Here is a 14,922-nt window from a genome sequence, read left to right as displayed (position 1 = left end):
GAGAAATCATGCTGCTCGCCATCGATGCCGGCAACACCAACGTGGTCTTCGCCGTCTATGACGGTGAGACACCCCGGGGCCGTTGGCGCATTTCCACGGACAGCCGCCGCACCTCGGACGAATATGCGGTGTGGCTGGTTTCGGCCATGGCGTTGAAGGGCCTGACGCCCAAGGATGTCAACGCGGCCATCCTATCCTCCGTGGTGCCGGCGGCGACGCCCGATCTGACCCGCCTGTGCGTGGATCATTTCGGTTGCGTACCGATGCGCATCGGCGATCCGGCGGTGGATTTGGGCATCGAGATTCGCATCGACAATCCGCGTGAGGCGGGGGCCGATCGCCTGGTCAATGCTGTTGCGGCAACGGAACGATATAAGGCGCCGCTGGTGGTGCTGGACATCGGCACCGGCACCACCTTCGATGTGGTCGATGCCGACGGCGCCTTTGCCGGCGGCGTCATCGCCCCCGGGCCGACGCTGTCGCTGGACGCGCTGCACCGTGTCGCGGCGCAGCTGCCCAAAGTTGACATCGCCAAGCCGGACCAGGTCATTGGCCGTGGCACGGTCGGGGCCATGCAGTCGGGCATGTATTGGGGCTACACCGCCATGATCGAGGGCCTGCTGCGCCGCATCAAGGCGGAGCTGTCGCCGACCGGCACGCCGCCCGTCACGGTGATCGGCACCGGCGGCATGGTGCGGATCTTCGCGGAGGAGACCGGCATGGTCGACCATATCGACAATGACCTGACTCTGCGCGGCCTCTTGCTCATTCACCGCCGCAACGCCAAATCAGGGGGCTGACGCCCCATCCCCTCGCCCCCGCGTCTCTTTTCCCCGGTTTCCCAGGTATCCATGATCGACGATTTGCTGTCCCCCGACGCCCTGTATTTCCTGCCGTTGGGTGGGTCCGGCGAAATCGGTATGAACCTCAACCTTTACCATCATGCGGGCAAATGGCTGATGGTGGACCTGGGGGTCAGCTTCGGCGATGACGCGGCGCCCGGTGTCGATGTCGTCATGCCGGATCCGGAATTCATCGCCGAACGGCGGGAAGACCTGGCGGGCCTGGTCCTGACCCACGCCCATGAGGACCATCTGGGGGCCGTCCAATATCTGTGGACGGAGTTGCGCTGCCCCGTCTACGCCACCCCCTTCACCGCCGCCGTGCTGCGCGCCAAGCTGCGCGAGACGGAGTTCAGCGGCCTGGTGCAGATCATCGAGGTGCCGCTCTCCGGCCGTTTCCATGTCGGTCCCTTCGATATCGAGCTGATTTCGCTCACCCACTCCATTCCCGAGCCCAACGCCCTGGTCATCCGCACGCCCGGCGGGACCGTGCTGCACACCGGTGACTGGAAGCTGGACCCCGACCCCCGCGTGGGGGTCCCGGTGGACGAGGCGGCGTTGATCGCCCTGGGGCACCAGGGCGTCACCGCCCTGGTTTGCGACAGCACCAACGCCACGGTGCCCGGCACCTCCGGTTCTGAAGGCACGGTCGCTGTGGGGCTGGAGGAACTGATCGGCCGTTATCCCGGTCGGCGCGTGGCCGTGGCCTGCTTCGCCACCAACGTGGCCCGCTTGCATTCCATCGCGAAGGCGGCGGCGGCCCATGACCGGCAGGTGGCCCTGGTCGGCCGTAGCCTGCGCCGCATCAACGAGGCGGCGCGCGGCACCGGCTATCTCAAGGATCTGCCGCCCTTCGTCTCCGAGCATGACGTGGGCTACCTGCCGCGTGAGGCCCAGGTGCTGATCTGCACCGGCAGCCAGGGTGAGCCGCGCGCCGCCCTGGCCCGCATCGCCGATGGCGACCACCCCGAGATCGACCTGGAGCCGGGTGACGTCGTCGTCTTCTCCTCCCGTGAGATCCCGGGCAATGAGAAGGCCATCGCCAAGGTGCAGAACGGCCTGATCCGCCGGGGTATCGAGGTGGTGACGGCCAGCGACGCCGACGTCCATGTCTCCGGTCACCCGGCGCGCGATGAGCTGGCGCAGATGTACCAGTGGGTGCGCCCCTACCTGGCCGTGCCTGTGCATGGCGAACAGCGCCACCTGAAGGCCCATGCCGATCTGGCGCTGGAATGCCAGGTGCCCCGCGCCCTGGTGCCGGAGAATGGCGTCGTCATCCGCATCGGCCCGGGTGAGCCCGCGGTCATCGGCACCGTGCCGTCGGGCAAGCTGTGCCTGGACGGCCGCCGCCTGGTGCCCTTGGGCGGCGCCTTGCTGCGCACCCGCAACCGCATGGTCTTCAATGGTGCCGCCGTCGTCACCCTGGTGATGGACGACGTCGACCTGCTGGCCGACCCCAAGCTCAGCGTCGTCGGCCTGTTGGATGTCGAAGACGACGCGCCGTTCATCGAAGGCCTGGTCAAGGGGATCGCCCAAGCGGTGGACAAGCTGGGCGCCGCCCAGCGCCGCGATGACGTGGCCGTGACCGAGGCCGCGCGCCTGGCCGTGCGCCGCACCTTCCACGCCGCGCAGGGCCGCAAGCCGGTGACCGAGGTTCATCTGGTGCGGGTGTAAGCCCGCGCGCCCTCAGCTCTCCATCCGCTGCCGTCGGCCGAACTCTGCCAGGATGGCGGCTAGCATGCCGTCGCCATTCACCGTGACCTCGGCGTCGATGGCGTGGAGGTGCAGCAGGAACTGTTGCGCCTCCGCCGCCCAGGCGGGTTTGGACTGGAATAACCTGTCCCCCACCCGGATGGGCTGATAGGGACCTTCGGTGCAGCCTGGGCCGGCATGATGGGTGCCGTCATCGGCGGCACTGCAATCAAGGCCCCAAATGTCCAGGTGCCGCACACCCATATGATGGAACAGCATCAGGGCGGCATTGGTCACCGACAATCCCGCGCCAATGCGTTCGCGCCCCGTCAACTCGGTCTCGGCTTCCACTTCATCCAGGTGCCACAGAAGCACCCGGCGCCCCTCCAAGGCGTCGAACACCCGGGGGTGGCAGCGGCTGGCGATCAGGTAGGTCGTATCCATCGGCGCGTCGGCCAGGAAGTCCGCCACCAGGGGCTGGGGGTCGCAGGCGACGAAATAGTCTGGTGCCCGCCGCCGGGCGCGGAACAGCGACAGCGCGCCGTTGAGGGCGACGCGAAGGACCGGGCCGCCGTCCGTCGCGGTCCTGCCCGGTTCCAGGGGGGCTTGGTGGGCGGAGGGGCCGTTGGCCACCAGCAGGGCCGCCCGCCCAGCCAGCGTCCCCGGCGTCACCTCCGGTAGCCCGCGGGCGAGGGCGGCACGGATATGGTCACGGATGGCCTGGCCCGGCAGCGGCAGTTCCGCGATAAAGTCGATCCGCTCCCCCTCCAGGGCCTGATCCCTCACTTAGGGTTTGACCAGGGTCAGCCAAGTGCCGTCGGGCAAGGCCAGGAACTCGATGAATTCCGACAGGCCCAGGGTGGTGGGGGCGTTGGTGGGCAGGATGCTGACCCGCTGGCGACTGCCGGACGCGGTGACCAACGTGCGGATGCGGCGTCCGAAACCGGGATAGACACGCGCACTGCTGCTGGCCTGGTTTAGTAGCACCCGACGCCGGCCGGGGGCGGTGGACACCAGCCGCACACCGCCGGTGCCGCCGGAGGCCGTCAGGCTGACCTTGACGACGAAGGCGATGGAAACGCGGACTGGTGTCGCCGACGCCTGACTGTCGCCGCGTGCTTTGAGATGCCACGGGTCGATCATGCGGACCTCCTGCGGGAGTGGGATGTGCCCCTATTTGGCGGGCCGGTGGCGTGGCATTGCAAGCTGTGAGGTGGGTAACGGCGAATATCTTTCGGCGTACAGTGCAATAAAACCGCCATTAATACGTGTATCGCCTGCCTGTTGCCGCGAAGGCCGTTGGCGCCGGCGCCGGCACGGGGTAAGTAGGAAGGGCGGCCACTTGGCGGCCCGCCAATATGGGTCTGGTGCCATTGCCTTCCGGTGGGGCGCCGGCCGCGCCGGGAAGGAGCGTCATGAGCCTGGTCACGCTTGTCGCCATCTATTTCACGCTGTGGTGGGTGGTGCTGTTCGCGGTTTTGCCGTTCGGCGTTCGGCGCGATGACAGCCCACAAAAAGGCAATGACCCCGGCGCGCCGGCATTTCATGACCTGAAGCGTAAATTCATATGGACGAGCATCATTTCAGCGGTAATCCTCGCCCTTGTTTGGGGTGTCTTCCATTTTGGCCTCATTGACTATGATCGGCTGTTCGATCCCCCGGGCAACGCGCCGTCTTGACGCCGCGGGCCGGGCGGGGTGCGGCTGATCGGCTGTTAGGTGGGCCGGTACGGTCGTCTGGCGAATGCTGATCCAAATCCTGATGGGCTTTTCCGTCCTGCTGCTGCTGGCGGCCATTATGCTGTGGCTCTGGCGGCAAACGGTCGAGCTGCGCCTGCGCAAGGCGCTGGGGTCGTCCACCGACAAGGTGCGGGCCGTTTCCAACGAGAAGACCCAGGTCCTGTCCTTCCTGGAACAGCAACGCATGGCGTTGGGGGCCAAGCGGGCGGATGCCGCGAAGATGCGGGCCGCCATCGCCCATTTGCGAGTCGACAACAACGAGATGCGGGTGCGGGACTTCTTCATCCTGCACCAGATGGGCGAACCCTCGAAGGACAAGGAGGAATACGCCTGCACCCTCTTGCCGTCGCCCTCGGTGGATCCGGGGCGTGAACTGCCGCCACCGCTGCGCGGGGTGGATCACCGGGGGAGCATCTGGGCCGAGTCGGAAGCCGCCGCCCGGCGGCAACTGGACATGTACTTCCCGGAAAAGGGGCCGCTGCGGCCCAGCAGCTTCCGCCGGGGATCATGATGGAATTGGGTTGGTTGCTGCTGTTGCTGATCGGCCTGTTGGCCGCCTTGCTGTTCCGCCAGTGGCGTGAACTGACGGTGCGCCGCCTGGAATTGAGCCGTCAGCTGGCGAAGCGCGAGGCGTTGGTGGCCCAATTCCGTCAGGAGATCGACGGCACGTCGGGGGAACTGGAGCAGATCACCACCACCCTGGATACCGTGGGCGCCACGCTGGAGGAACTGCGCGAGGAGTTGGAGAGCCTGGACAAGGAGCGCAAGGCCTTGCGGGAACGTCGCCTCCAACCGCTGGTGCTCTTGGATCGTCAGACCCTCACGGCTCATCATTTCTGGGAATTGACCATCGCCAACCCTGATTTCGGCGAAACCGCCACCGCCCGCATGTCGCCTTCGGACTATGTCGACGAGTGGGTCACGGGACGCGTTTACCTGGTTGGGGCCGAGACGGCGGAAGAGGCGACCAAGCGCGCCACGCAACGTTTCAGCGGCACCTTGGGCTACAAGGTGGTGAACGCCGTGGCCTTTCGCCGCCGGTAGGGCGGCCCCACGAAAAAGGGGCACCGGACCCGCCGATGCCCCCTTCCAGATTATGCCGGCGCCTGACGGGGCCTCTACCGCCAATGCCCCTCAACCCACATGTGGCGGCCGTCATGGCCGGTGCGCCAGTGCCCGGGGATCCAGTGGGCATGCGGATGCGGCGGGGCCGCATAGTGGCCTTCCTCCCAATCCCAGCGGTCATGCCAGGCCCAGTGTCCACCCACCCAGATGTGGCCGGGTTCGGGCGGCGGGGGCACCACCTCATGGCGCGGCGGGGGCGGGGCTTCACGCACCCATAGATCCACGCCGATCTGGGCGGCGGCCGGAGAGGTGCTGGCGATGTACAGGCCACCGGTCAGGGCCACCGCCAGGGCGGCGGCGCTGACGGTGGCGCGGGCGGACTTCATGACAAGCTTCATGGGATCACCTCTTGCTTCAACTGGGCCGGACCTGGCCGACGATCCCTGTTGTTACGCACAAGACGGCAAGTTCCCGTCACAGAAGAATCGTCCAGTCGCCAGGGCTTCAGCCATCGCAATTGATGAAGCCAAGGATTGTTGGCGAAATAATGTCATGACCAGCCCCGGAATCGGGCTGATCCGTTGGACATTATTCATAAAAACCCGGCCTGATTACGCCAGACGGCTTAGGTCGTGCGGTTGAGACGACTTGCCGCTATTCGGCGTTGGGCTTATGGGGCCAGGTTGGCCACTTGCGCCAGCATCAGGGCGCCCAACACGGTCACGCCGCCCAGGCAGCCCAATATGATGGCGTAGCCGCCGTAGAAGAAGGGGTGGGGCGGTCGGCCGTTGCGCGCCATCTGGCGCGCCAGCAGGATGAACATCCAGGCGCCGGAGCAGAGCGCGCCGACGCCGAACACCAGGCGCAGCGCCAGCACCACGGCCAGGGTCCCCCAAACCAGACCCGTCACGACGCAGACGGCGACGAGGGTCAGGAGGAAGGCCAGGACGTTGCGCAGCAGGCGGCGCCGGGCGACGGCGGACAGGGTCGGGGTCATGGGAAGGCGTACGGACTCGGGTGGCTGACGGGGTATGGTCCTGGGTGGCGGAACCGGGTCATTGACCGGCGGGGCCATCTGCCCCCGGTGACGGACTTGTCTGGGCAAGCCCGTCGGGTCTTTCCTCCCACCACGTCCCCTTCTAGCATCCGTCCGCCCCATCCTCCTACCCCTTCCCACGTCATAGGAACCATCAGCCATGTCGGGATACTGCGCCGTCGCCCCGGGCCACCCGTTCCACGGTCCTTATCATGAGCGGGAACACGGCTTTCCAACGACGGACGAGGCGGTGCTGTTCGAACGCCTGATGCTCGAAATCAATCAGGCCGGTCTGTCCTGGCTGGTGGTCCTGCGCAAGCGCGCGGCCTTCAACGCCGCTTTTCGAGATTTCGACGTGGATGCGGTGGCGGCCCTGGGCGAGGAGGATGTGGAACGCCTGATGCAGGATGCGGGCATCGTGCGCAACCGCCTGAAGATCCAGGCCGCGATCCACAACGCCCGGGTCATCCAGGCATTGCGCGCCAGCCATGGCGGCTTCGCGGGGTGGATCGCCGCCCATCATCCGCTGACCAAGGCGGAGTGGGTGAAGCTGTTTCGCCGCACTTTCCGCTTCACCGGCGGGGAAATCGTGGGGGAGTTCCTGATGAGCATCGGTTATCTGCCGCTGGCCCATGCCGAGGACTGCCCGGTGGACCATGCCTTGGCCGCCTTGGGTCAGCCCTGGCGAAGGGCGGTGGCCGATGGGTTTGTGTATGGCTGACGCCGGCGGCTGAGGTCAGCCCATCGCGCGAAAGGCGGCCACCAGCGTGGCCAGGGCGGCGCGGGATCGGCGGTCATTGACGGCTGACCGCAGCACGACGGGGGCGCTGGGCAGCGCCGGCAAGCCCAGTCGCTCGCCCACGTCGAGGGCGCCCAGGGGCGCCGCGCGCGGCGCCAACGCCGCCACGCCCAGGCCGGCCAGCACGGCGGCCCCAACGGCGGTCACCCCTCCGCCCACGAACACCTCCGTCCATGCGATGCCGGCGGCATCCAGCGCCCGCACGGCATGGCCGCGGACGCCGCAGGGGGCGGACAGGGTGGCGATGGGCAGCGGGCCGCCGGGCGGGGGCTCCCACCCCGGGGCGGCGAACCAGGCCAGGGGGTCGATGAACAGCGGCTCTCCCGCTTCGATCGGCGGGACGCGGCCGTCCGGGGGCGGCTCCAGCCGCAGGATGGCGGCGTCCAGTTCCCCCCGCTCCAGCATGCCGCCCAGGTCGCGGGAGGCGGCGATCCGCACCTCCGTCACCAGGCCCGGGTCGCCACCCCTCAGGCGGGCCAGCAGCTGCGGCAGGTCGCGGCCCGCCACATGGTCGCTGATGCCGATGACCAGGCGGTGGGGCGCCGCCTCCAGCCCCGCCAGCGCCTGATCGTGGGCGGCGAGCAGGCGGCGGGCGGGGTCCAGGAAGGCGGCGCCCTGTGATGATAGGCGCACCTGGCGCGGCGTCCGTTCCAGCAGGCGCTGACCCAGCCTGTCCTCCAGCCGCTTCAGCTTCAGGCTGATGGCCGATTGCGTGGTGCCCAGCGCTTCGGCGGCGCGGGTGAAGCTGCGCAGGGTCGCCACCAGCACGAAGGCGTGCACGGCATCCAGGTCCAGCGGCCGGAAGGGGGCGGCGGTGTCCATGGGCGATCAATCTCAATGGCGAATGGCTGAGGCAGGCTGAGATTTTACATCAAAATCATACACGACGTCCAGGATGCGACCTTTGGTCCGGTCCTGGCCACCGGTGGTTTAGCGCGCGCCAGTTTCGGAATGACCGCCCGTGTAAGCGGTCACACGGCGGCTGGGGCGCCGTCGATCATTCCCGCACCCTGTCCATTGGCCGCTCCATGCTGCATGACAAGAAAGTCGCCGTCGTCCTGCCCGCCTACAATGCGGAAAAGACCTTGCGGCAGACCTATGACGAGATCCCCAAGGACATCGTTGACGATATCATTCTGACGGATGACGCGAGTTCCGACGCCACCGTCCGTCTGGCCCGGGAACTGGGCATCCACACCCTGAGGCATGACCGCAACCGCGGCTATGGCGGCAACCAGAAGACTTGCTACCAGGCGGCCCTGGCGCGGGGGGCCGACATCGTCATCATGCTGCACCCCGACTACCAATATACGCCCAAGCTGGTGACCGCCATGGCGTCCATGATCGCCTCCACCGAATACGATGTGGTATTGGCGTCGCGCATTCTGGGAAAGGGCGCCCTGGCCGGTGGCATGCCGCTGTACAAATATGTGGCCAACCGCGTCCTGACCTGCGTGGAAAACTGGCTGGTGGGCCAGAAGTTGTCCGAATACCACACCGGCTACCGCGCCTGGAGCCGCGACGCCCTGGCCCGCCTGCCGCTGCTCCGCTGTTCCGACGATTTCGTCTTCGATAATCAGATGCTAGTGCAGGCCATCGGCCAGGGACTGAAGATCGGGGAGATTTCGTGCCCCACCAAATATTTCCCCGAGGCCTCCAGCATCAACCTGCGGCGCAGCGTCGTCTATGGTCTGGGCGTTCTGCGCACGGCGCTGGCGTTCCGCCTGCATCGCATGGCCGTGGTGGCCAGCCCCTTGTTCGCCCCAGCCGATCACGGCCGCCTGTCGGCGGGTGGACCCGGCTGATGCCGGTGTCGGGGGCGGCGCGCCGGCGCCTGGTGGTGGGGGCGGCCCTACTCCTGCCGCTGTTGGCGGTGTTCGGGGCCATGCTCGCCCGCCGGCCGGAGATGCTGGCCGGATTGCCCGGACAGCTGGCGGCCCTGCCGGCCTGGGTGCGGGCGGCTGGCGCTACCGGCTGGCTGACGATGGTGTTGCTTCAGGTGCTGGTTGCCGCCAGCGGCGTGCTGCCGGCCGCCCTGATCGGCCTTGCCGCCGGCGCCGCCTATGGCGTGGCGCTGGGTTTTCCGCTGGCGGCTCTCAGCCTGATGATTGGTGCCCTGTTGACCTTCGCCCTTGGCCGGTCGTTGTTCCGGCCCTGGGTGGCGCGCCTGCTGCCGGGGCGGCCCCGGCTGGCGGCTTTGGACGGGCTGGTGGCGGGCGATGGTTGGCGCCTGGTCTGCCTGCTGCGCTTGTCGCCGGTCATGCCTTTCGCCGTCACCAGCTACGCGCTGGGTTTGTCGTCCGTCACCTTGCCCGCCTATGTCATCGGCACGCTCGCCTCGTTACCCGCCCTGCTGGGCTATGTGGTGGCGGGGCAGGTCGCAGGAGCGGCGGTGCAGGGTTGGGGCGATGGCGGCACGCCCTGGCGTCTGGCGGTGCTGGTCTTGGGCGCCATCGCCACCCTTGGCGTCACCCTGCGTCTGGGCCAGCTGGCGCGCCGCGCCGGTCTTCTTGGCCGCCCGTTTCCGGACTCTCCCCATGGTGTTTAAGGCGTTACGCCGCTTCACGGTGCCCCTGCTGTTCCTGGCGGTGGCGCTGCCCACCTGCCTGGTCTTCGCTTTCCATGTTCCACCGGGCCAGGTGGCGGATGAGCCGGCGCACGTCGCCCGGGCGGACAGTTTGCTGCACGGGCAGATCGTGGGCCGGCGGGGACCGCAGCCCCAGGCTGACGGCACCATCGCCACCGTGGCGGGCGTCGACGCCGATCTGGACACCATGCTTGTCACCAGCCTGATGCCGCCCCATACCCAGCCGGTGCCGGCGGGCCGGCTGGACTGGGCGCGCGGCCTGGGCTGGACCCAGGGTCGCGGGTTCGTGGGCCTTGGCACCATCGCCACCTATATGCCCGCCCTCTACGCCCCGGCGGGGGCGGGCCTGACGATTGCGCGGGCGCTGGGCGCGGGCCCGTTCGACGCGATCCTGGTCGGGCGCCTGGTCAACGTCGCCGTCTACCTTGCCATGGGGGGCGCGGCTTTGGTGTTGGCCCGCCGGGGGCGCTTGCTGCTGTTCTGCATGCTGGCCGTGCCGATGTCGCTCTCGCTGGCGGCTTCCTTCAACCAGGATAGCCTGATCATCGCCGCGGTGGCGCTGGCGGCGGCGCTGGTCACGCGGGCCGAGGGGGCGTCCGATCCCACGGCGTGCCGGTCCTATCGTCTGGCGGCCTTGCTGCTGGCCGTGGTCATCATGGTGAAGCCGCCCTTTCTGCCGCTGGTGGGGATGCTGCTGCTGCCCGTGCCTCCCCTGTGGCGGGCGTCTCCAGGGTGGGCGCACATGCGGCGTATGCTGCTGCGCCGTCTGGCGGTGGCGGGGCTCGCGCTGGTGCCGGCCGTCGCCTGGGTGCTGTTGGTGCAGAGGGGGCTGGCCACGGCTGTGCCGCGACCGGCGTATGAGGCCGGCCTGATCTGGCCTGGCCCCCGGCCCGCCGTTTTCCACGGCACGGACGCCGCGGCGCAGATCCGGGTGCTGGTGGCCGCCCCTTGGCGCATTGTCACCCTGGTGGTGCGTACCCTGCTCGTTCCCCATCATTTCACCGGCCTGTTTTTCGAAAGCATCGGTGTGTTGGGTTGGCTGGACCTGTTCCTCCCCAAGGCCGTCTATGTGGCGTGGAGCCTGGTGCTGCCCGTGGCCGCCGCGGCCGACATGCGGCTGCGCCTCGCCTCTGGCGCGCGGGCCGCACTCTGTGCCGCCTGGGGCCACGTGCGCTGGGCGGAGGTGGCGCTGCTGGCGGTCGCGGCCGGCGCCGCTGTCGAGGGCATCTTCCTGGCCCAGTACCTGACCTGGACCAATGTGGGCTGGCCGGCGGTGGATGGCCCCCAGGGCCGCTACTTCCTGCCGCTGTTTCCCTTGTTCATCCTGGCGCTGCCAGGGACGGCAACGGGGGGGAATGCCACCGGCGCCAGCGCCGATGGCGGGGGGGAGGGGGGCGTCGCCCTGTTGCCCACGGCCGCGGCCGTGCTGACCCTGGCCCTGCTGCCGGGCGCGCTGGCAGCTGCCTATTATCCAGGCTGATGCCCGGGCGCGGCGCGGTGGGAGCGCTACCGGTACCGTTCCCCCCGGCCAGGTCCTATGCCCTTGGCTCTAACACCCGGGGCGGGCAATCACCCCTGCGCAGGCGATCCTTCGGCGGCGCAGCATAAACCAAGCGTGATTCGCCCCTGATTCTGTTGCACTGCGGGGGTTCCGCAGGCCGCCGCCGAGCAACGCAAGCCTATAAATTGTGCACAACTGTGCCTGCAACGCGATCATTTGATCGAATTATGGGCAAAAGCACAGAAAAAGCACAAAAAGAAAGGCCAGCCCCTCGTTAGGACTTGCCTTTCGAAAACTCGGCGTAGCATTATCCAAGCGTTGGAGGGTACATCCCCCTCTAACATTGAGTCGCTTGGTGGCGATTCCTCCCTAAACTCAAGGCCGCGCCGCGCTTTCGCGAGCGCGGTCTTTTTTATGCCCTTGGGTTTACGAGGCCGGAGTATAGGGACCCGAAATCATTCCGTCATCTATTTTTTGACCAATTTGAAGGCACGATGCCTTAAAGGCGGCCTTTCGGGTCAAAAGCGGTGCCCAACCATAAATTTTGCTCGATGAAATTCCTTGGATTACCAAGGCGGAGCAATGCCCTGGCGTTTAAGCCAGGGCGAAGCGCAGGATAAAAAGTGCTGCCAGAATGGGCAGGGCCAGTCCCAGCTCACGGGCCTTTCCGGTCAGCAGTTTGATGGCGCAGTGGGCGATCAGGCCGAAGGCGATGCCGTCGGCGATGGAAAACGTGAAGGGCATGGCCAGGGCCGTGATCACCGCCGGGACCGAGTCGGTGACGTCGTCCCAGTTGATCTCCGCCAGGCCCCGCACCATCAGACAGGCGACGTAGAACAGGGCCGGGGCGGTGGCATAGCCGGGAATGGCGGCTGCCAGGGGCGACAGGAACAGCGCGGCCAGGAACAGCAGTCCCACCACCACCGCCGTCAGGCCGGTGCGCCCGCCGGCGAAGGTGCCGGCCGCACTCTCGATATAGGCGGTGACGGTGGAGGTGCCGAGGGCGGCGCCGGCGGTGGTGGCCAAGCTGTCGGCCAGCAGGGCGCGTTTCAGGCGGGGCAGGCGGCCCTGGGCGTCCAGCAACCCCGCGCGGTGGGATACGCCCACCAATGTGCCGGCGGTATCGAACAGGTCGACGAACAGGAAGGCGAAGATGATGGCGGTCAGCCCCATTTTGAAGGCGCCGGCCACATCCATCTGCAACAAGGTGGGTGCCGGATTGGGCGGCAGGGCGACCGGGCTGCCGATCAGCGGCGTGACGCCCAGCGCCATGCCGGCCAGGGCCGTGCCGATGATGGCGATGACCACCGCCCCGGTGACGCCCCGCGCCACCAGCACCACCAGCGCCAGGAAGCCGGCGCAAGCCAGCAGGGCCGGTGGCTTGCCCAGGGCGCCCAGCGTCACCATGGTGGCCGGGTGGGCCGCGACGATGCCGGCGTTCTGCAGGGCGATCAGGCCCAGGAACAGGCCGATGCCGGCGGATATGGCATGCTTCAGGCCGGCCGGGATGGCGTTGACGATGGCCTCGCGCACCGGCAGCAGGCTCAGGATGGTGAAGCCCACGCCCGACAGGAAGACGGCGCCCAGGGCCACTTGCCAGGGATAGCCCATGCCGCCCACCACCGAATAGGCGAAGTAGGCGTTCAGTCCCATGCCCGGGGCCAGTGCTATGGGATAGTTGGCGTAGAGCCCCATGATGAAGCAGCCTAGGGCGGATGCCGTGCAGGTGGCGACGAACACCGCCCCCGGGTCCATGCCCGCCTTGCCCAGCACCTGGGGATTCACGAAGATGATGTAGGCCATGGTCAGGAAGGTGGTGATGCCCGCCAAAACCTCGGTGCGGACGGTGGTGCCGTGCGGCGTCAGCCCGAAAAAACGATCAAGCAATGGAAGCCCCCAGGGTTATTCTTGCATGTGCCCTGCCGCCCATGGTCAGCGCGGCGCCCCAGTCACGCAAGGATAAAGCCAGATGCGGCGGATCGCTGTTTTCATGAGCGGCCTGCTGGTCCTGACGGCGGTGGATGCCGCCTGGGGCCAGGGCACGGCGCAGAAGGCCAACCCGCCGCCCAGTGCTGGGAAGGGGCCCACCATCGCGGTTGATCCAGCGGCGTGCCAATGGGCCGTGCGGCATGAGCCGGCGCCCGACGTGGCCTATCAACCGGGGGTCGACGTGAATGGCGATCCGGTGGTGCCGGCCGATCTGGAGGGGGGCCCCCGCCTGCAAGTGCCGCAGCGGATCGACATTCCCCTGACGGCCCGCTTGGCCAGCACCTTGCCCCAGGTTGCCGGCGTGGCCCGGCCCCGGGCCGACGCCTATCTGGGCGTGCTGACGGTGGAGGGGGATCAGGTGCTGTTCAATGGCCAGCCCCTGACCGACCCGGCGGAGGAGGAACTGGCCGCCCTCTGCCGGCAACAGGGGGTGTCGGGACAATAGGGGGACCGTATCGGCGGGCCCTCACCGCCATGGAGGAGGAGCGTCCCCACCCCGATGATCCACCGGGGCGGGGAGTCCAGAGGGTCAGATCAAGCGGCCCCCCGATCGAGGAGACGGCCGCCCCTCACCACCGTGCTGGCCGCACCCAGCTGGGCGCGGATCTTCGCCCGGCCGTGCTGAGGACGCAGGGCGGGGCGCGGCGGCGCCACCACGACGGACTGGCCGCCCAGCAGTGTCATGTAGGTGGTGGTGTGATGTTGCCAGGCCGCCTCCTGGTACCAGGTGTCTATGAGCTGGAAAGCGCCCGTCAGCGGCGCGTTGTTGGTCGGGGGCTGGGCATAGCTGACGCCGTATTGCTGGATCAGCGTTTCAAACCCGATCAGGGCGATTTCAGCCAGATCCGGGATCTGCAGACCGTAGGCGTCGTAGATGGTTTCGATGCCAGGCAGGTCTGCCCAGGCCCGGGGAATGATATCCAGTGTATTGAAATACCGAAGAAAATACGGGAATGAGTCCGAGAAATACTGGGCAAATCCGCTGTTGCCGGCCGTGGGCCCGGCGAAGGTGGCCGGGACGATGGGACCGGTCAGGCCCCGCTGGCCCAGCGTGACCTTCAGCCATGGCGCCACCACCGTGGTCAGGCAGGCGCCCAGGCTGTGGCCGGTGACCACCAAGACGGGTGTGTTGTTCTGTGGATCACCGACATAGCCCGCCACATAGTCCAGCAGGGTCTGCCCACCGGATAACAGGCCTTGGATGGCACTCAGCCCGTCCAGTGTTCCCTTGGCGACCAGCGCGTTGCCGGGGGCGGTCCAGGGCAGGGGTACCTGGCTGGTGACGTCCAGATCCTCCCACACCTGCTCCAGGATGCCCCAGCCATTGTCGATGTTCACGTCCGTGCCGCGGACGACCACGGCGGTGAACACCGGCAGCCCCGCGCCGTAAAAGTAGTTGGCGACGAAGGCCAGATTGGACTGATCGCTGGTCTGCGCCGGTCCCCAGCCGCATTGCCAGCTGCCGCCGGCATTCAGGGTCGGCAGTTGAGCCACCGCCGTGGGGATTGTGTCCGGGGCCAAGTAGGACAGCTGGCACAGCTGCAGATAGCTCACGGCGAACGGGTTCGTCGGTCCCGTCTGCAAGGCCGCTTGTTTCAAAGCGTCTATGGTCATGGATCCCTCCGGATGAAAAGAAGGGGTGCCCCCCTGTATGGGGTGGTCTGAGACGTCG

Annotated in this window: 17 protein-coding genes; 10 read left to right on the top strand and 7 right to left on the bottom strand. The window is 67.6% G+C overall.

The features are described 5' to 3' along the window. Positions 1-8 precede the first annotated feature (8 nt). Together FHS74_RS10885 and FHS74_RS10880 are read left to right on the top strand one after the other, a co-directional pair. Complete coding sequence (locus FHS74_RS10885; RefSeq protein ID WP_184800286.1) at positions 9-800, top strand: type III pantothenate kinase; 792 nt, start codon at positions 9-11, stop codon at positions 798-800. Between the two features lie 51 nt (positions 801-851). Then, complete coding sequence (locus tag FHS74_RS10880; protein ID WP_184800283.1) at positions 852-2,516, top strand: ribonuclease J; 1,665 nt, start codon at positions 852-854, stop codon at positions 2,514-2,516. Between the two features lie 12 nt (positions 2,517-2,528). Here FHS74_RS10880 and FHS74_RS10875 read toward each other — a convergent pair whose 3' ends face one another. Both FHS74_RS10875 and FHS74_RS10870 read right to left on the bottom strand, forming a co-directional pair. Next, positions 2,529-3,320, bottom strand: coding sequence for a 6-hydroxymethylpterin diphosphokinase MptE-like protein (locus tag FHS74_RS10875; protein ID WP_184800281.1), 792 nt, complete (start codon positions 3,318-3,320; stop codon positions 2,529-2,531). Beyond that, the gene (locus FHS74_RS10870; protein ID WP_184800279.1) at positions 3,321-3,677 is read right to left on the bottom strand and encodes a hypothetical protein; all 357 of its coding nucleotides are present in this window, start codon (positions 3,675-3,677) and stop codon (positions 3,321-3,323) included. It abuts the gene before it with no gap. 272 nt (positions 3,678-3,949) lie between these two features. Between FHS74_RS10870 and FHS74_RS10865 the strand changes: the two genes are divergently transcribed. The 3 genes from FHS74_RS10865 to FHS74_RS10855 all read left to right on the top strand — a co-directional run bounded on the left by FHS74_RS10865 (position 3,950) and on the right by FHS74_RS10855 (position 5,317). Beyond that, complete coding sequence (locus FHS74_RS10865; protein ID WP_184800278.1) at positions 3,950-4,213, top strand: DUF1467 family protein; 264 nt, start codon at positions 3,950-3,952, stop codon at positions 4,211-4,213. Positions 4,214-4,277: 64 nt separating this feature from the next. Next, positions 4,278-4,784 (top strand): hypothetical protein, encoded by a 507-nt coding sequence (locus tag FHS74_RS10860; protein ID WP_184800276.1) that lies wholly within the window; start codon positions 4,278-4,280, stop codon positions 4,782-4,784. Beyond that, positions 4,781-5,317: a hypothetical protein gene (locus tag FHS74_RS10855; RefSeq protein ID WP_211106221.1), complete on the top strand. Its 537-nt coding sequence runs from the start codon at positions 4,781-4,783 to the stop codon at positions 5,315-5,317. The genes FHS74_RS10860 and FHS74_RS10855 overlap by 4 nt, the downstream gene beginning before the upstream one ends. A 74-nt stretch (positions 5,318-5,391) precedes the next feature. On the opposite strand, the gene FHS74_RS10850 is transcribed toward FHS74_RS10855, so the two are convergent. Both FHS74_RS10850 and FHS74_RS10845 read right to left on the bottom strand, forming a co-directional pair. Further along, complete coding sequence (locus FHS74_RS10850; protein WP_211106240.1) at positions 5,392-5,736, bottom strand: YXWGXW repeat-containing protein; 345 nt, start codon at positions 5,734-5,736, stop codon at positions 5,392-5,394. Positions 5,737-6,008: 272 nt separating this feature from the next. Continuing rightward, entirely contained in the window at positions 6,009-6,335 is a 327-nt protein-coding gene (locus FHS74_RS10845; RefSeq protein WP_184800272.1) for a hypothetical protein, read from the bottom strand. Positions 6,336-6,534: 199 nt separating this feature from the next. Between FHS74_RS10845 and FHS74_RS10840 the strand changes: the two genes are divergently transcribed. After that, the gene (locus FHS74_RS10840) at positions 6,535-7,095 is read left to right on the top strand and encodes a DNA-3-methyladenine glycosylase I (RefSeq protein ID WP_184800270.1); all 561 of its coding nucleotides are present in this window, start codon (positions 6,535-6,537) and stop codon (positions 7,093-7,095) included. 15 nt (positions 7,096-7,110) lie between these two features. Here the strand turns inward: FHS74_RS10840 and FHS74_RS10835 are convergent, their stop codons facing one another. After that, complete coding sequence (locus FHS74_RS10835; RefSeq protein WP_184800268.1) at positions 7,111-7,995, bottom strand: LysR family transcriptional regulator; 885 nt, start codon at positions 7,993-7,995, stop codon at positions 7,111-7,113. A gap of 206 nt (positions 7,996-8,201) precedes the next feature. On the opposite strand from FHS74_RS10835, the gene FHS74_RS10830 reads away from it, so the two are divergent. From FHS74_RS10830 to FHS74_RS10820, 3 genes are read left to right on the top strand one after another with little or no spacing between them, the layout of a single operon-like run. Then, positions 8,202-8,978 carry a glycosyltransferase family 2 protein gene (locus tag FHS74_RS10830; RefSeq protein WP_184800266.1) on the top strand — a complete coding sequence of 259 codons (777 nt, stop codon included), beginning with the start codon at positions 8,202-8,204 and terminating at the stop codon, positions 8,976-8,978. Continuing rightward, a complete protein-coding gene (locus FHS74_RS10825) occupies positions 8,978-9,721 on the top strand; it encodes a TVP38/TMEM64 family protein (protein WP_184800264.1) in 744 nt (247 codons plus the stop codon). The genes FHS74_RS10830 and FHS74_RS10825 overlap by 1 nt, the downstream gene beginning before the upstream one ends. Then, the gene (locus FHS74_RS10820; protein ID WP_184800262.1) at positions 9,711-11,240 is read left to right on the top strand and encodes a DUF2142 domain-containing protein; all 1,530 of its coding nucleotides are present in this window, start codon (positions 9,711-9,713) and stop codon (positions 11,238-11,240) included. The genes FHS74_RS10825 and FHS74_RS10820 overlap by 11 nt, the downstream gene beginning before the upstream one ends. Positions 11,241-11,855: 615 nt before the next feature. Here FHS74_RS10820 and FHS74_RS10815 read toward each other — a convergent pair. Next, positions 11,856-13,148 carry an NCS2 family permease gene (locus FHS74_RS10815; RefSeq protein WP_184800260.1) on the bottom strand — a complete coding sequence of 431 codons (1,293 nt, stop codon included), beginning with the start codon at positions 13,146-13,148 and terminating at the stop codon, positions 11,856-11,858. Positions 13,149-13,230: 82 nt separating this feature from the next. Here FHS74_RS10815 and FHS74_RS10810 point away from each other — a divergent pair, with 82 nt between their 5' ends. After that, positions 13,231-13,695: a hypothetical protein gene (locus FHS74_RS10810; protein WP_184800258.1), complete on the top strand. Its 465-nt coding sequence runs from the start codon at positions 13,231-13,233 to the stop codon at positions 13,693-13,695. 89 nt (positions 13,696-13,784) lie between these two features. Here the strand turns inward: FHS74_RS10810 and FHS74_RS10805 are convergent, their stop codons facing one another. Beyond that, complete coding sequence (locus FHS74_RS10805) at positions 13,785-14,864, bottom strand: lipase family protein (RefSeq protein ID WP_184800256.1); 1,080 nt, start codon at positions 14,862-14,864, stop codon at positions 13,785-13,787. Positions 14,865-14,922: the final 58 nt, after the last annotated feature.

Origin of the sequence: Nitrospirillum iridis, from assembly GCF_014205765.1 — a bacterium.
GTDB classification, from domain to species: domain Bacteria; phylum Pseudomonadota; class Alphaproteobacteria; order Azospirillales; family Azospirillaceae; genus Nitrospirillum; species Nitrospirillum iridis.
Note: the sequence above shows the minus strand (reverse complement) of the source record. Positions and strands in the feature narration are given on the sequence as shown.

Excerpts from the sequence above, each read along its gene's own strand:
- FHS74_RS10885 (WP_184800286.1), top strand. The coding sequence starts at position 9 with ATGCTGCTCGCCATCGATGCCGGCAACACCAACGTGGTCTTCGCCGTC.
- FHS74_RS10880 (WP_184800283.1), top strand. The coding sequence starts at position 852 with ATGATCGACGATTTGCTGTCCCCCGACGCCCTGTATTTCCTGCCGTTG.
- FHS74_RS10870 (WP_184800279.1), bottom strand. The coding sequence starts at position 3,677 with ATGATCGACCCGTGGCATCTCAAAGCACGCGGCGACAGTCAGGCGTCG.
- FHS74_RS10865 (WP_184800278.1), top strand. The coding sequence starts at position 3,950 with ATGAGCCTGGTCACGCTTGTCGCCATCTATTTCACGCTGTGGTGGGTG.
- FHS74_RS10860 (WP_184800276.1), top strand. The coding sequence starts at position 4,278 with ATGCTGATCCAAATCCTGATGGGCTTTTCCGTCCTGCTGCTGCTGGCG.
- FHS74_RS10855 (WP_211106221.1), top strand. The coding sequence starts at position 4,781 with ATGATGGAATTGGGTTGGTTGCTGCTGTTGCTGATCGGCCTGTTGGCC.
- FHS74_RS10850 (WP_211106240.1), bottom strand. The coding sequence starts at position 5,736 with ATGAAGCTTGTCATGAAGTCCGCCCGCGCCACCGTCAGCGCCGCCGCC.
- FHS74_RS10845 (WP_184800272.1), bottom strand. The coding sequence starts at position 6,335 with ATGACCCCGACCCTGTCCGCCGTCGCCCGGCGCCGCCTGCTGCGCAAC.
- FHS74_RS10840 (WP_184800270.1), top strand. The coding sequence starts at position 6,535 with ATGTCGGGATACTGCGCCGTCGCCCCGGGCCACCCGTTCCACGGTCCT.
- FHS74_RS10835 (WP_184800268.1), bottom strand. The coding sequence starts at position 7,995 with ATGGACACCGCCGCCCCCTTCCGGCCGCTGGACCTGGATGCCGTGCAC.
- FHS74_RS10830 (WP_184800266.1), top strand. The coding sequence starts at position 8,202 with ATGCTGCATGACAAGAAAGTCGCCGTCGTCCTGCCCGCCTACAATGCG.
- FHS74_RS10825 (WP_184800264.1), top strand. The coding sequence starts at position 8,978 with ATGCCGGTGTCGGGGGCGGCGCGCCGGCGCCTGGTGGTGGGGGCGGCC.
- FHS74_RS10820 (WP_184800262.1), top strand. The coding sequence starts at position 9,711 with ATGGTGTTTAAGGCGTTACGCCGCTTCACGGTGCCCCTGCTGTTCCTG.
- FHS74_RS10810 (WP_184800258.1), top strand. The coding sequence starts at position 13,231 with ATGCGGCGGATCGCTGTTTTCATGAGCGGCCTGCTGGTCCTGACGGCG.
- FHS74_RS10805 (WP_184800256.1), bottom strand. The coding sequence starts at position 14,864 with ATGACCATAGACGCTTTGAAACAAGCGGCCTTGCAGACGGGACCGACG.